This is a genomic window from Streptomyces sp. P9-A2, from assembly GCF_036634175.1.
GTDB classification, from domain to species: domain Bacteria; phylum Actinomycetota; class Actinomycetes; order Streptomycetales; family Streptomycetaceae; genus Streptomyces; species Streptomyces pratens.
On sequence record NZ_JAZIFX010000001.1, the window covers coordinates 1,045,259 to 1,058,984 of the forward strand.

The following is a 13,726-nucleotide window of genomic DNA, read 5'->3' on the forward strand; positions in this document are numbered from 1 at the left end:
ATTCCCGTTCCCGGCGGCGTGCGGCCCCCGTCCCCGGCGGCGTGCGGCTCAGGCCACTCCCAGTCCCTCCAGCACGACCGCGCCGGGCAGTTCGGCGAAGGCCTTGCCCGGCACCAGGAGTTTTCCCCGCCGGCGGCCGCTGCCGACGAGCACGTACGGCAGGTCGACGACGGCCGCGTCCACGAGCACCGGCCAGTCGGCGGGCAGTCCGATCGGGGTGATGCCGCCGTACTCCATGCCGGTCTCCCCCGTCGCCGTGTCCATCGGGGCGAACGACGCCTTGCGGGCGCCGAGCCGGCGGCGCACGAGGCCGTTGACGTCGGCCCGGGTGGTGGACAGGACGACACAGGCGGCGAGGGTGCTCCCGCCGCCCCGCTTGCCCGCCACGACCACGCAGTTCGCCGAGCGCTCGAGGAGGTCCCGGCCGTAGTGCTCGACGAAGACTGCGGTGTCGGCCCAGCGCGGGTCCGTGTCGACGTAGAGGATCTGCTCGGCGGGGACGCTGCCGCTCCAGGCGCGGACGGTCGCGGCGACCGGCGCGGTGAGTTCGTCGAGGCAGTCGGGGGCGGGAGTGGCGTGGTCGAAAGTGCCGATGGGTGCGCGCATGGCGGCAAGGTAACAGCCGGGCGGCGGCTGCCGACGGGGTGTCTCAGCGCACGGGCAGGACCAGAACCTTCATGATCATCTATTTCGGTCCGCCGCTCTCGCCCGCACGGGCCGCCGGTCCCGCGTCTCCCGCGGTCGGGGGCCCCGGCGCCCGCGAGCAGCCGGTGCCGGCTGTCGGCCCGCGGCGCGCCGAAGAAGGGCGTACGGCCCGGTGGGCGAGGATGATACGGGCCTTCGGTCCCTGCTCGTGGTCGAGCAGGGTTTCGACCGCGGTGCGGTGTGCACCCGATCGTTCACCGAACCGTACTGCGGGGCCGGGTCTCAGCTCCCGGGCTCCAGCTCGACCAGCCGATTCGCGCCCTCCCCGGCCGGCCGGTGCGGGTCTTCCCCGGCCGGCCGGTGCGGGTCTTCCCCGGCCGGCCGGTGCGGGTCTTCCCCGGCCGGCTCAGCGAGCCGGGCCACGGCCTCCTCGTCCAGCGCCGACAGCGCCCGCAGCTGCTCCGGTGTGACGCCCTCGGGGATCGGCACCGGCGCCGGCGTGCGCAGCGGCGGCTGCCATCCCCCGTCGGGGGTCCAGCGGCGTACGACCCGGGCCGGGGCTCCCGCGACCACGGCGTGGTCGGGAACCGCGCCCCGCACCACCGCGCCCGCGGCCACCACCACGTTCCGCCCGATCCGCGCGCCCGGGAGGATCACCGCCCCGGTGCCGATCCAGCAGCCGGGACCGATCTCCACCGGGTCCATTCGCGGCCACTGCTTGCCGATGGGCTCGTGCGGATCGTCGTAGGAGTGATTGGTGGAGGTGATGTAGACGTACGGCCCGAAGTAGCAGTCACTGCCGATCGTGACGGTGGTGTCGGCGATGACATGGCTGCCCCGGCCCAGGACGACGCCGTCGCCGAGGCGGAGGATCGGGTCGGGGCCCAGCTCGAGGCCGGGCATCAGACCGGCGGTCAGGGTGACCTGTTCGCCGATGATGCAGTGGGCGCCGAGGTGGATCCAGGGTTCGCCGAAGACGGTGCCGAGCGGGAAGGCCAGCCGGGTGCCCGTACCCATCGAGCCGAAGCGGAGGCGGCCGGGGCGCTCGGCGGTCACCGAGCCCGTGCGCTGCGCCCAGGCCCAGCCCGCGTGGACCGCGCGCTGCGCGAGGCGGCGCGGCCAGGACGAGAACGTGTTCCTGCTTTTCGGCACCCGCTCACCGTAGTCGCCGGGCGTGACGCCCATGCGTCGTGCGCCCTGTGATCTTCACCCCACCGCTCTGGCGTACGGTGCCTGTCATCACCCGACCAGGAGGCGACGATGACGCACAAGGCGCTGATCACCGGCATCGGCGGCAGGCAACCGCAGGTGGACCCGACCGCCTTCGTGGCACCCACGGCCACGGTGATCGGGGACGTGACACTGGGGGCGGGCGCGAGCGTCTGGTACGGCGCGGTCCTGCGCGGCGACGTGGAGGCGATCTCGGTCGGCGCGAGCAGCAACGTCCAGGACAACTGCACCCTGCACGCCGACCCCGGCTTCCCCGTCACGGTCGGCGAACGGGTCTCCGTCGGGCACAACGCCGTGGTGCACGGGGCGACGGTCGGGGACGACTGTCTGATCGGCATGGGTGCCACGGTGCTCAACGGCGCGGTGATCGGTGCCGGTTCCCTGGTGGCCGCGCAGGCACTGGTGCCGCAGGGCATGGAGGTGCCGCCGGGCTCGCTGGTCGCGGGGGTCCCGGCGAAGGTCCGGCGGGAGCTGACCGAGGAGGAGCGCACGGGGCTGACGCTCAACGGGACGATGTACGCGGAGCTGGCGAAGGCGCACCGCGATGTGCACGGTGCGCCTTAGGACCTCCGCGATGTGCACGGTGCGCCTTAGGACCTCCGCGATGTGCACGGTGCGCCTTAGGACCTGCCCGGAACAGTGGTGGGTGGGCCGGGGTGCTCAGGCGTTCCAGCTCCACTCGGCGACCTCGGGCAGGTCGGTGCCGTGGGCTCGGATCCAGTCGTGGTGCCGGGTGCGGACGTCGGCCATCCGCTGACGTACGGCGGCGGCCCGGACCGCGAGGCCCGGGACGCGGTCGATGACGTCCATGACCAGCCGGTAGCGGTCGAGGTCGTTGCGGACCACCATGTCGAACGGTGTGGTGGTCGTCCCGGACTCCTTGTACCCGCGGACGTGCAGGTTCTCGTGCCCGGCGCGCCGGTAGGCGAGGCGGTGGATCAGCCACGGGTATCCGTGGTAGGCGAAGATGACCGGCTTGTCGGTGGTGAACAGACCGTCGTACTCGAAGTCGGTCATGCCGTGGGGGTGTTCCCCACGGGGCAGCAGCCGGGTGAGGTCGACGACGTTGACGACGCGGACCGCCAGGTCCGGGAGGTGGCGGCGCAGCAGTTGGGCCGCGGCCAGCACCTCCTGGGTGGGCACGTCCCCCGCACAGCCCAGCACCACGTCGGGTGTGCCGCCGTTCTCGGTGCCGGCCCACTCCCAGACTCCGGCGCCGCGCGCGCAGTGGACGCGGGCCGCGTCCATGGACAGCCAGTCGAAGCAGGGCTGCTTGCCGGCCACGACGACGTTGACGTAGTCCCGGCTGCGCAGCGCGTGGTCCGCGACCGACAGCAGGGTGTTGGCGTCCGGCGGCAGGTAGACCCGGACGACCTCGGGGCTCTTGTTGAGCACGTGGTCGACGAAGCCGGGGTCCTGGTGGGAGAAGCCGTTGTGGTCCTGACGCCACACGTGCGAGGTGAGCAGGTAGTTGAGGGAGGCGATGGGTGCGCGCCAGGGCAGTTCGCGGGAGGTCTTCAGCCACTTGATGTGCTGGTTGACCATCGAGTCGACGATGTGCACGAACGCCTCGTAGCAGGAGAACAGGCCGTGCCGTCCAGTGAGCAGGTAGCCCTCGAGCCAGCCCTGGCAGAGGTGCTCGGAGAGGATCTCCATCACCCGGCCGTGCGGGTCGAGGTGCTCGTCGACGTCGAGGGTGCCGGCCTGCCAGGCCTTGCCGCTGACGTCGTAGACGGCCTGCAGCCGGTTGGACGCCGTCTCGTCGGGGCCGACGAGCCTGAAGTCCCGCCGGTCGGCGGTGTCCTTCATGATCTGCCTCAGGAGGTCGCCCAGGACGCGGGTGGGTTCGTGGAGGGTGGTGCCGGGTTTGTCGACGGGGACGGCGAAGTCGTCGAAGTCCGGCATCGGCAGTTCGCGGACGAGCAGCCCGCCGTTGGCGTACGGGGTGGCGCCGAGCCTGCGGGCGCCTTCGGGGACATGGGCGAGGACGTCCGCGACGGGCCGGCCCTCGGCGTCGAAGAGCTCCTCGGGCCGGTACGACCGCAGCCAGGCCTCCAGCTGGTGCAGGTGTTCCGGATTCTCGCGGACGCCCGGCAGCGGCACCTGGTGGGAGCGCCAGGTGTTCTCCACGGGTACGCCGTCCACCTCGGCCGGGCCGGTCCAGCCCTTCGGGGTGCGCAGCACGATCACCGGCCAGGACACCCGTTCGGTCGCGCCGCCCTCGCGGGCGGCGCGCTGCGCCGTCGCGATGCGGTCCAGGGCGGTGTCCATGGCCTCGGCCATCGCCCGGTGGACGAGGGCGGGGTCGTCGCCCGTCACGTGGAGGGGCTCGTGCCCGTAGCCGCGCAGCAGCGCGTCGAGCTCGGCCTCGGGAATGCGGGACAGCACGGTCGGATTGGCGATCTTGTAGCCGTTGAGGTGCAGGATCGGCAGGACGGCACCGTCGTGCACCGGGTCGAGGAACTTGTTGGAGTGCCAGGACGCGGCCAGCGGCCCGGTCTCGGCCTCGCCGTCACCGATCACGCAGGCGACCAGCAGGCCGGGGTTGTCGAAGGCGGCGCCGTAGGCGTGGGCGAGGGAGTAGCCGAGTTCGCCGCCCTCGTGGATCGAGCCCGGGACCTCGGGGGCGACGTGGCTGGGGACGCCGCCGGGGAAGGAGAACTGCCGGAAGAGCCGCGCCATGCCCGGGGCGTCCCGGCCGACGTCCGGGTACTTCTCGCTGTAGCTGCCTTCCAGCCAGGAGTTGGCCAGCACGGAGGGGCCGCCGTGGCCGGGCCCCCAGATGCACAGCGCGTCCAGCCCGCGTGCGCCGATCACCCTGTTCAGGTGGGTGTACACCAGGTTCAGCCCGGGCGAGGTGCCCCAGTGCCCGAGCAGTCTCGGCTTGATGTGCTCGGGCCTGAGGGGCTCGGTGAGCAGCGGGTTCGCCAGCAGGTAGATCTGCCCCGCCGACAGGTAGTTGGCAGCCCGCCAGTGGGCGTCCAGCGTGCGCAGCTCGTCGTCGGTCAGTGCGGTCCGGGTGTCCTGGTCCTCGGGCATGACTGGCTCCGTGGGTGATCGACGGGGAATCCGGGTGGTCCGGGTGGTCGAGGCGATCCGGCGCGTGGGACGAGTGGCGGTGGGAAGCGGGGACGACGGGAGAGAGGAACGCGCACGGGATCAGGGGCGGTGGCAGGGACGGGGGGAGTACCAGTTTCCGCCCGCCTCATTCCCCCGGGAGGCCTGACGACGGCATATGGCGCAATCGGAGCACGGGACATCCCTGTCCCTCTCCCCCGTCCCGTGCGCTTCCTCCGGAAGACCGGATCAGTCGTGCGCGACGACCGCGACCGGGGCCGCGGAGTGGTGCAGCACGGCGTGGGTGATCGGCCCGATGCGGATGCCGAACGGGTTGCGGCGGACCCGTCGCCCGACCACGACCAGTGAGGCCTCCCGTGACGCGTCGATGAGCCGGATGGAGGGGCTGCCGCCGAAGGACTCCTCCACGACGTCGACGTCCTCGAACTCCGCCCGCCAGGGGCTGAGCGCCTTCGCGAGCATCGCGGCCTGCTGGTCGGCGACCGCCCGGTACACCTCCGGGTCGGCCGGCAGTCCGTGGACGTAGTAGGGCGGCAGGTTCCAGCCGTGCAGGACGCGCAGTCCGGTGCCCCGCCGGGCGGCCTCGGCGAACGCGAAGCGGATCACCGCGTCGTCGGGCCGTTCGGCGTCCACGCCGAGCAGGACCGGCCGGTAGCGGGTCGCGGCGGACGGGATGCCCGTGGGGTCCGGCTCGTGTTCGTCGGCGGCCTGTTCCCCGGCGCGGACCAGGACGACGGGCCGCTCGGCACGGGCCACGACGGCGAGGCCGACGGAGCCGACCAGGAATCCGGCGAAGCCGCTCATCCCACGGGAGCCCAGCACGAGCAGTTCGGCGTCCTCCGCGGCCTTGACCAGCACCTCGTGGGGCCGGCCGGTGACCTGTTCCGCGGTGACCTCGACCCCGGGGTGGCGCAGCCGCAGTCCCGCCGCGGCCTCGTCCGGAGTCGTCCCCCAGCCGTCGGCCGAAGACGCCTTTGCCTCACCGTCCCCGCTTCCCCGCCGGTCGGTCTCCGCGCCGGGGAACGGGACCCGGGCAATCGGCTCCGGGAGAGGCTCCCGGACCTCGACCAGCCGGAGCGGCAGGCCGCGCAACTTCGCCTCGCGGGCCGCCCACTCGGCGGCGGCCCTGCTCTCGGCGGAACCGTCGAGGCCGATGGTGATGGTGCGGGGCATGGTGTGTACCTCCTGCTGCCAGAACTGCTGTCGCTGCGAACACCTCCAGTATCGGTGGCCCGGGCGGCCGGCCGGCAGGGGCCCCAGATCCCCACGGTGGCCGAAGGTCCCGCCCGGGACGGGGAGTCATGTCCGGGACGGGGAGTCATGTCCGGGTGCCGGCGGGCCCGTCCCGGGCCGGGTGCACCGGGGCAGTGCGGGAAACGTCCTCGATCAGGGCCGTACGGCCCATGGCTTCGGCCTGGGTTCCGCAGGAGGCTGGAACCACACCGGAACCACACCGGCAGTCCACCCGTCCCGTAAGGGAGGCCGCAATGTTCGCTCCCCCGTCCCCCAGCATGCCGCGCGCCCTGCCCGCCGAGCATCGGGCGAAACTCCTGGAGACCGCCCGGGAGGTGTCCTTCCCGCAAGGGACCCGACTGTTCGAGGAGGGAGGCCACGCGGACCGGTTCTGGGTCATCCGTACCGGCACCGTCGAACTCGACATGCACGTCCCCGGCCGCCGGGCCGCCGTCATCGAGCGTCTCGGGCACAACGAACTCGTCGGCTGGTCCTGGCTGTACAGCCCGCACGTCTGGCACCTGGGCGCCGAGGCGTCCACCCCGGTACGGGCCTACGAGTTCGACGCCTCGGCAGTCCGCGCTCTGAGCGAGGACGAGCCGGCCCTCGGGCGGGACCTCGCCCAGTGGGTGGGCAACGTGGTCGCCCACCGGCTGCACTCCGCCCGGGTCCGGCTGCTCGACCTGTACGGCCCCTACGGGGCGGGCAGCGGCGTCTGAAGCGGGCCGCCGGGTCCCGACGACCCGCGCCTCGGCCCGGCCAGGTCACCGCGGGCAGGTGTCAGCCGCCCGGACGCAGGGTCCAGACGACCGTCATCTCGCCGGTCACAGCACCGTCATCGCGCCGGATCTCGATCGACACCGGGAACTCGGGACGCCGGCCCTCGTCCAGTTCGGCCACGACCTCGGCGGCCGGACGGCCCAGGGTCGCGGTGGCGGTGACGGGGCCCATCGCCAGTTTCCGGTAGGCGATCTCGGCGCGGACCGCGAGCGGCACGGCCCGCGTGAGCTGCTCCCCGAACGCGGCGAGTACGACGGCGCCGCTCGCCGACTCACCCAGGGTGAACATCGCGCCGGCGTGCGGGCCGCCCACATGGTTGTGATAGTCGCCCTGGTCCGGCAGGGACACCACGGCCCGTTCCGCAGTAGTCTCCAGGAACTCGAGGTTGAGGGTGCGGGCCATGGGCACCGTGGCGGCGAGCATCTCGCCGATGGTCATCCGATCGTGGCTCATGACCGCATGTTACTCATGAGTAGGAGTCTCTGGCCAGGCCTTGAAGCCGGTGACCCGCCATGCGCCGCCACGCCCTCCTGCCGCACCCCTGCCGCGTTCCGGTCCATGCGGCCGAAACCGGACCGGCAAAGACCGGCGAGGGAGGCACAGCCGTACGGGGCCCGACGCGGTGCGGTCACTCAGGGTTGCCTCCGGAGCGCTTCCGACTCCGGGTTGCTACGTACCTGTCAACGGCCAGTGACCGAATCGTGTCACTGGCCCGGCTAGGGTGACTCACCATGTGGCCAGGAAACCAGCCGCCCGGGGGCGAGCAGAACCCGCAGTCGAACAATCCGCACCAGCAGCCGAATCCGTATCAGCAGCCCGGTGCCCAGCAGCCCAACCCCTACGCACAGCCGCAACAGCAGTGGGGGACGCCGGCCACGATGGGGATGCCTCAGCCGCCGCAGGGCGGGGGCGGCTGGAACCGGACGAAACTGGTGGCCGTCGGGACGGCGACGGCCGTCGTCGTGGCCTCCGGTGTCACCGGTTTCCTGGTGCTGGGCGGTGACAAGGACGACACGGCCGACAAGAAGCCCGGGAAGCCCTCCGCGAGCGCGTCCGAGGACCCGTCCGCGGAGCCGAGCACCTCCGAATCCGGCTCCGGCACCGAGAGGAACCCGCGAGGCGGTGAGGCGGAGAAGGCGACCATTCCGGGCTGGCAGGTCGTCACGAACACCCGTTTCGGCACCCAGTTCGACGTCCCGGCCGACTGGGAGCTCGAGACCCCCGGCACCAGCGTGGGCTTCGAATGGGAGGAGAAGGACGGTGAGCTGGACCGCACCACCGTCACCGCCCCCGCCTATCTGAAGTCCAAGTGGTGCACGAGCGACGACGACAAGGACGGCCGCGAGGACGACACCTCCCTCGTCACCGCCGGCACCCGGGGTGAGAACGGCGCCAAGACCACGGACCAGGCCGCGGAGACCCGTGTGCCGTGGTGGATCTACGGCGGCTACACGCAGCCCGACAAGAAGAGCGTGAAGACCGAGAAGCCGAAGGCGTACACGACCGCCTCGGGCATCAAGGGCAGCGTCGCCACGGCGCACTCGGAGAACACGCCCCAGAACGACAAGTGCGACAGCGAGGGCAAGGCGATCACCTTCGGGTTCAAGAACGGTGCCGGGGACTTCGTCACCTGGAACCTGTACGGCGCCAAGGGCGTCAAGGACGAAATCCCGGAGGAGACCGTGCAAAAGATCCTCAGCACGGTACGCCTCACCGAGGAAGCACCGAGCGAGTCGTAGCAGGCGGGAGAGAGCCGAGGACCACTCCGGCCGCTTCCGCCCCTGGACGAAGGGAATCAGCCGGAGGAGCCCTCGGCCCATGCGGCGGCACATTTGGCAAGTCGGCCCCGCCCCGGCGATAGTCACGAGGTGCCGACCACCATCTCCTCCTCACGCCGTCCCGCCTGGGCGGGCCGCAACTACACACTGCTGACCGCCTCCGCCGTGGCGACGAGCCTGGGCAGTCACGGCGCGCTGATCGCCTCCGCGTTCGCGGTGCTGGGCGCGGGCGGTGACGGCGGCGACGTGGGCCTGGTGGCCGCCGCCCGCACCCTGCCGCTGGTGCTGTTCCTGCTGATCGGCGGTGCCGTCGCGGACCGACTGCCGCGCCACCATGTGATGGTCGCGGCCAATGTCCTCAACTGTGTCTCGCAGGCCGCGTTCGCGGCACTGGTCCTGGCGGGCGAGGCCCGGCTGTGGCAGATGATGCTGCTCAGCGCGCTCGGCGGAGTCGGCCAGGCGTTCTTCGGTCCCGCCGCCGAGGGCATGCTGCTCTCCTCGGTCGAGGGCGAGCAGGCCGGCCGGGCGTTCGCGGTGTTCCGGATGGCGATGCAGGGCGCGACGCTCGGCGGCGTCGCCCTGGGCGGCCTCATGATCGCCGCGATGGGACCGGGCTGGGTACTCGCGGCGGACGCGGCCGCCTTCGCTGTCGCGGCGGCGCTGCGGGCCTTCCTCGACGTGAAGCACATCCCGCCGCGCGCGCCGGGCGGCGGTCTGCTCGCCGACCTCCGGGACGGCTGGCAGGAGTTCTCCAACCGGCCCTGGCTGTGGGGCATCGTCATCCAGTTCTCCATAGCCAACGCCGTGGTCGGCGCCGCCGACGCGGTCTACGGTCCGCTCGTCGCCCGGGACCATCTGGGCGGTGCGGCGCCCTGGGGTCTGGCCCTCGCCTTCTTCGGCGCGGGCACGGTGCTGGGCGCACTGGTGATGACCCGCTGGAAACCGCGCCGCCTGCTGTTCGTGGGCACCCTCTGTGTGTTCCCGCTGGCCCTGCCGTCCGCCGCGCTCGCCGTGCCGGTACCGGTGACGGTGCTGTGCGCGGTGATGTTCGTGACCGGCGTGAGTGTGGAGGTGTTCGGCGTCTCCTGGATGACGGCCCTGCACCAGGAGATACCGGAGGAGAAACTCTCTCGGGTGTCGGCCTACGACTGGTTCGGCTCGGTGGCGCTGGTGCCGGCCGCGATGGCGCTGGCGGGCCCCGTCGAGTCGGTGTTCGGCCGCACGGAGGCACTGTGGGGCTGCGCCGCACTGGTCGTCGTGGTCACGGCGGCGGTGCTGTGCGTACCGGACGTACGCAATCTGCGGCGCCGGACGGTGCCCGTCGCCGGGGCGGCCCCGGACCCCGGTGGCAAGGGATCAGCCGATGCCGAACGCCCCGTCGGGGGGCTCGGGTGACGGTACGGCGTCCGCGTCCCGCACCGGCCGCGCCCCGCCGGTGAAGTCCCGCAGGGCCGCGCCGTGCTCGACGCGGGCGGGGAAGGCGTCGGCGGCGGTGCGCCGGACCAGGGCCGCGATGTCGAGGGGACGGTGCGCGGCGGCGAGAACGGCGTTGCCGAAACGGCGCCCGCGCAGCACTCCCGGCTCGGCGATCAGCACCAGCTCCTCGAACACCGTGCCCAGCGTGGCCAGCTGGGAGCGCAGGAAGGCGAAGGGGGCCCCGTCGGCGAGGTTGCCGAGGTAGACGCCGTCGGGACGCAGGACCCGGGCGGCCTGACGGGCGTAAGCGACGGAGGTCAGGTGCGCCGGGACGCGGGAGCCGCCGAAGACGTCGGCGACCAGGACGTCCGCCGAGGCGTCGGGGGCGGCCTCCAGCCAGGCGCGGGCGTCCGCCGCGTGCAACGTGACGTCCGCCCCCTCCGGCAGCGGCAGCTGCTCGGCGACCAGGTCCAGCAGCTCCCGGTCGAACTCGACGACGTCCTGCCGGGAGCCGGGACGGGTCGCGGCCAGGTAGCGGGGCAGGGTGAGCGCCCCGCCGCCGAGGTGCAGCGCGTCCAGCGGGTGCCCCGGCTCGGCCAGGGTGTCCAGCACGTGCCCGAGCCGCCGGATGTACTCGAACTCCAGATGGGCCGGCTCGTCCAGGTCGACGTACGACTGCGGCGCCCCGTCGACCGTCAGCAGCCATGCCCGTTCGCGGTCGACGTCGGGCATCAGCTTCGCGGTGCCGTGGCCTACGGCACGGGTCACGGGTATCGGCTCGTTCACCGGAAATCTCCCCGAAAGCACAGACTCCCCCACATGGCCGGGTAGGCCGATTGTCGTGCGTTGCGAGAGCCGAGCACGCGCAACTCCTTTGTCCTGAAGGGCAACCGGGCAGGTTCCGTCCCGGCTGGTACTGAGAGCGTCGCGCTCGTTCGCTCGCTGAGCGAACGAGCGGCTTGAGCCAGGAATCCCCCTGCTCCAGCCGGGGGAGGGTCCAACGTCCCATTGTGCCGTCGTCGTGCGACTGTCCGGCCGCGCCCGCGGGTGCCCACCCTGTTTCCGGGGGACACCCGCGCGCACTCAGCCGACCGTCGTCACCGTCCCGGCCCCGACGGTCCGTCCGCCCTCACGGATGGCGAAGCCGAGCCCCGGCTCGAGCGGCATCTCGCGCCCCAGTTCCACGGTCACCGTGACCGTGTCGCCGGGGCGCGCGACCGCCGTCTCCCCGAGGTCGACATCACCGACGACGTCCGCGGTGCGGATGTAGAACTGCGGCCGGTAGCCGGTCGACACCGGAGTCGTACGGCCGCCCTCGCGGGCCGACAGCACGTACACCCGCGCCGTGAAACTCCGGCTCGGCACCACACTGCCCGGCGCGGCCACCACGTGCCCGCGTCGCACCGCGTCCCGCGGCACTCCGCGCAGCAGGAGCGCCACGTTGTCCCCGGCCTGCGCCTCCTCCATCGGCTTGCCGAAGGTCTCCAGGCCGGTCACCACCGACTCCGCCCCGGCACCGAGCACCTCGACGCGGTCGCCGACGCGGATCGTGCCGCGCTCCACCGCGCCGGTGACCACGGTGCCCCGGCCGGTGATGGTGAGCACGTTCTCCACCGGCAGCAGGAACGGCGCGTCCACGTACCTCTCGGGCAGGGGCACATAGGTGTCCACCGCGTCGAGCAACGCGTCGATCGACGCCGTCCAGCGCGGGTCGCCCTCCAGTGCCTTCAGCCCCGAGACCCGTACGACGGGTGCGGATTCGCCGCCGTAGCCGTGCGCGGAGAGCAGCTCGCGGATCTCCAGCTCGACCAGGTCGGTCAGTACAGCGTCCTCGCCGTCCTCGGCCGCGTCGGCCTTGTTGAGGGCGACGACGATGTGGTCGACGCCCACCTGCCGGGCGAGCAGCACGTGTTCGGTGGTCTGCGGCATGATCCCGTCGAGCGCGGAGACCACGAGGATCGCCCCGTCGAGCTGCGCGGCGCCGGCGACCATGTTCTTGACGTAGTCGGCGTGGCCGGGCATGTCGACGTGCGCGTAGTGCCGGGTGTCGGTCTCGTACTCGACGTGCGCGATGTTGATGGTGATGCCGCGCGCCGCCTCCTCGGGCGCCCGGTCGATGCGGTCGAACGGCACGAAGCCGGCGGATCCGCGCTCGGCGAGGACCTTGGTGATGGCGGCGGTGAGGGTGGTCTTGCCGTGGTCGACATGGCCCATCGTGCCGATGTTCAGATGCGGTTTGGTGCGGACGTACGTCGTCTTGGACATGGCGGTACCTCGAAGTCTCTCGGTGATGACGCGTGATCGGCCCCGGCGCGGTCGGACGGGCGCGCGGCCGGGACGGGGACCCCGAGGAACCTGCCGACCCTCCCCCTGGGGGGTCCGCCGGACGATCCGGGGAGGGTCAGCTTCGGGCGCCGTCGGCAGCGGCTGCGAGAGTGGCTGCCGCTGCGACTGCGATCGCGGCTGCGAGAACTGCGAGGACACGGACGGCAGCCTTCGGGGCATCCGCGGTGGCGGATGCTGCGAGGAGGAAGGCTGCGGGCCGGAACATGTAGTCGATCCTGACGGGCACGGAGCCCGGCGTCGAACGGTTTTCCGCGGTACGCGGCCGGGCCGTCGTACGCGGTGTGCCGCGCCCTGGGCGTTCCGGCCGCTGTGGCACGTCTGAGACGCACACTACGGCGGCCGGTCACATTCGTCGGTTATTGTCACCGAATGCTCGATGCCACCAACCGCTCTGGGGGCACCGCTACGGCCTCTCCCCGGGCCTCCGCCGCACAGCTCACCGCCACCGCCGTCGTCGTCCCCGCGGCAACACCCATGGCGACGCCCGCGGCGGGCCTCACCGCCCGTTGCGCCAGAATCCTGCTGTCCCCCTGGTCGCGCCTGTCCCTGCTGGTCGCGCTGCTCGCCTCCGCGGCCTCGGCCATGCTGCTCCTGGAGCCGCAGAAACTGCTGACCGACGGCCTGCCGTCGCAACTCGGCGGTGCCGCGGCGGTCGTCGCGTACGCGGTGGCCTACGGGGTGTGCACGGTGGCGTTCGTACCACGCCCGATCCTGAACCTCGCCGCGGGCGCGCTGTTCGGCAGCCAGTTGGGGCTCGGCGCCGCTCTGGGCGGCACGGTGCTCGGTGCCGGGTTCGCGTTCTGCCTCGGGCGGGCGCTCGGCCAGGACGCGCTGCGTCCGCTGCTGCGAGGGCGCTGGCTGAAGGCCGCGGACCAGCAGCTGAGCCGGCACGGCTTCCGCTCGATGCTGGCGGCGCGGCTGTTCCCGGGGGTCCCGTTCGCCGCGTCGAACTACTGCGCCGCCGTCTCCCGGATGGGTCTGCTGCCGTTCCTGCTGGCGACGGGGCTCGGCTCGATCCCGAACACCGCCGCCTACGTCGTCGCCGGTGCCCGCGCCTCCACGCCGACGTCCCCGGCCTTCCTGATCGCGCTGGCCTGCATCACCGTGCCGGGTCTGGTGGGCGCGGTGGTGGCCTGGCGCAAGCGGCACCGGTTGCGGGCCCGGTGATGCCGGGGCGCCGGGCCGACGACCGGCCCGGCGCCCCGGCATCCGGTGTTCAT

At 72.5% G+C, this 13,726-nt stretch carries 12 protein-coding genes; 5 read left to right on the forward strand and 7 right to left on the reverse strand.

The window, feature by feature from the left end:
* Positions 1 to 48: 48 nt before the first annotated feature.
* Positions 49 to 606 (reverse strand): YbaK/EbsC family protein, encoded by a 558-nt coding sequence (locus V4Y04_RS04680; protein WP_332426036.1) that lies wholly within the window; start codon positions 604 to 606, stop codon positions 49 to 51.
* A 321-nt stretch (positions 607 to 927) separates the two neighbouring features.
* On the reverse strand, positions 928 to 1,797 hold the full coding sequence (locus V4Y04_RS04685; protein WP_332426037.1) for an acyltransferase: 870 nt from the start codon (positions 1,795 to 1,797) through the stop codon (positions 928 to 930).
* Between the two features lie 108 nt (positions 1,798 to 1,905).
* Between V4Y04_RS04685 and V4Y04_RS04690 the strand changes: the two genes are divergently transcribed.
* Positions 1,906 to 2,439 (forward strand): gamma carbonic anhydrase family protein, encoded by a 534-nt coding sequence (locus tag V4Y04_RS04690; protein WP_332426038.1) that lies wholly within the window; start codon positions 1,906 to 1,908, stop codon positions 2,437 to 2,439.
* A 96-nt stretch (positions 2,440 to 2,535) separates the two neighbouring features.
* Here the strand turns inward: V4Y04_RS04690 and V4Y04_RS04695 are convergent, their stop codons facing one another.
* Entirely contained in the window at positions 2,536 to 4,914 is a 2,379-nt protein-coding gene (locus V4Y04_RS04695) for a phosphoketolase family protein (RefSeq protein WP_332426039.1), read from the reverse strand.
* A gap of 267 nt (positions 4,915 to 5,181) precedes the next feature.
* Complete coding sequence (locus tag V4Y04_RS04700) at positions 5,182 to 6,126, reverse strand: universal stress protein (RefSeq protein WP_332426040.1); 945 nt, start codon at positions 6,124 to 6,126, stop codon at positions 5,182 to 5,184.
* A 314-nt stretch (positions 6,127 to 6,440) separates the two neighbouring features.
* Here V4Y04_RS04700 and V4Y04_RS04705 point away from each other — a divergent pair, with 314 nt between their 5' ends.
* Positions 6,441 to 6,905, forward strand: coding sequence for a cyclic nucleotide-binding domain-containing protein (locus V4Y04_RS04705; RefSeq protein WP_332426041.1), 465 nt, complete (start codon positions 6,441 to 6,443; stop codon positions 6,903 to 6,905).
* A 61-nt stretch (positions 6,906 to 6,966) separates the two neighbouring features.
* On the opposite strand, the gene V4Y04_RS04710 is transcribed toward V4Y04_RS04705, so the two are convergent.
* Complete coding sequence (locus V4Y04_RS04710; RefSeq protein WP_332432708.1) at positions 6,967 to 7,404, reverse strand: DUF4442 domain-containing protein; 438 nt, start codon at positions 7,402 to 7,404, stop codon at positions 6,967 to 6,969.
* 293 nt (positions 7,405 to 7,697) lie between these two features.
* Here V4Y04_RS04710 and V4Y04_RS04715 point away from each other — a divergent pair, with 293 nt between their 5' ends.
* Both V4Y04_RS04715 and V4Y04_RS04720 read left to right on the forward strand, forming a co-directional pair.
* Positions 7,698 to 8,705 carry a hypothetical protein gene (locus V4Y04_RS04715; RefSeq protein WP_332426042.1) on the forward strand — a complete coding sequence of 336 codons (1,008 nt, stop codon included), beginning with the start codon at positions 7,698 to 7,700 and terminating at the stop codon, positions 8,703 to 8,705.
* 129 nt (positions 8,706 to 8,834) lie between these two features.
* The gene (locus V4Y04_RS04720) at positions 8,835 to 10,139 is read left to right on the forward strand and encodes an MFS transporter (RefSeq protein WP_332426043.1); all 1,305 of its coding nucleotides are present in this window, start codon (positions 8,835 to 8,837) and stop codon (positions 10,137 to 10,139) included.
* On the opposite strand, the gene V4Y04_RS04725 is transcribed toward V4Y04_RS04720, so the two are convergent.
* Positions 10,101 to 10,946 (reverse strand): spermidine synthase, encoded by an 846-nt coding sequence (locus V4Y04_RS04725; protein WP_332426044.1) that lies wholly within the window; start codon positions 10,944 to 10,946, stop codon positions 10,101 to 10,103. The genes V4Y04_RS04720 and V4Y04_RS04725 overlap by 39 nt on opposite strands.
* Positions 10,947 to 11,243: 297 nt before the next feature.
* Positions 11,244 to 12,425 (reverse strand): elongation factor Tu, encoded by a 1,182-nt coding sequence (gene tuf / locus V4Y04_RS04730; RefSeq protein WP_332426045.1) that lies wholly within the window; start codon positions 12,423 to 12,425, stop codon positions 11,244 to 11,246.
* Positions 12,426 to 12,875: 450 nt separating this feature from the next.
* Here tuf and V4Y04_RS04735 point away from each other — a divergent pair, with 450 nt between their 5' ends.
* Positions 12,876 to 13,673 carry a TVP38/TMEM64 family protein gene (locus V4Y04_RS04735; protein WP_332426046.1) on the forward strand — a complete coding sequence of 266 codons (798 nt, stop codon included), beginning with the start codon at positions 12,876 to 12,878 and terminating at the stop codon, positions 13,671 to 13,673.
* Positions 13,674 to 13,726 lie beyond the last annotated feature (53 nt).